The 578-nt window shown below is 60.9% G+C and carries 1 protein-coding gene and 1 pseudogene; one reads left to right on the plus strand and one right to left on the minus strand.

Annotated elements, in window-relative coordinates:
• Nucleotides 1-40: 40 nt before the first annotated feature.
• Nucleotides 41-289: a DUF3297 family protein gene (locus ABB27_RS19060; protein WP_057630893.1), complete on the minus strand. Its 249-nt coding sequence runs from the start codon at nt 287-289 to the stop codon at nt 41-43.
• 129 nt (nt 290-418) lie between these two features.
• Here ABB27_RS19060 and ABB27_RS20530 point away from each other — a divergent pair.
• Nucleotides 419-578: pseudogene (locus ABB27_RS20530) on the plus strand (DUF6630 family protein); the annotation flags it as partial.

The following is a 578-nucleotide window of genomic DNA, read 5'->3' on the forward strand; positions in this document are numbered from 1 at the left end:
GGTTGGGGTGAGGGGAGGCTCCTAGCTAGCAATGCAAGCTTTAAGCGTTCTTCAACTCAAGAAAATACGGCTCAACCGTACCCTTGATCTTCAGCGTCATCGGGTTGCCACGGCGGTCGCGGGCCTTGCCGGCCTGTACGCGGATCCAGCCTTCCTGCACGGAATACTCTTCCACGTCATCGCGCTCGACGCCGTTGAAACGGACGCCAACACCACGCTGCAGGGCTTCAGCATTGTGGAACGGGCTCTGCGGGTTGATCGCCAGATGATCGGGAGGGGTATCGCTCATATCAGTGCTTCAGTGAAGGCCACCATGGCCCTCTTCGGGGCGCAAGGATAACCGCTGTGACGCGGCAAGGCTTTCGCTGGCGCGCCGCTGGCCGCAGAATGCGCGGCATTACGTAGTGGAAACCGTCTCATGCCTGACAACAGCGCCGATTACGAAGATTCTGACGAACTGCAGCCGGACTTCGACGAAGACGACCATCCGGCGCGGGTCTGGAACCTGCTTTGGCTGATCAATCCGGGTGACGAAGACGCCGCCCTGCAGCAGTTCGACGCCTGGCGCGAAGCGCGCG

The organism is Stenotrophomonas terrae (assembly GCF_001431465.1).
GTDB lineage: Bacteria > Pseudomonadota > Gammaproteobacteria > Xanthomonadales > Xanthomonadaceae > Stenotrophomonas > Stenotrophomonas terrae.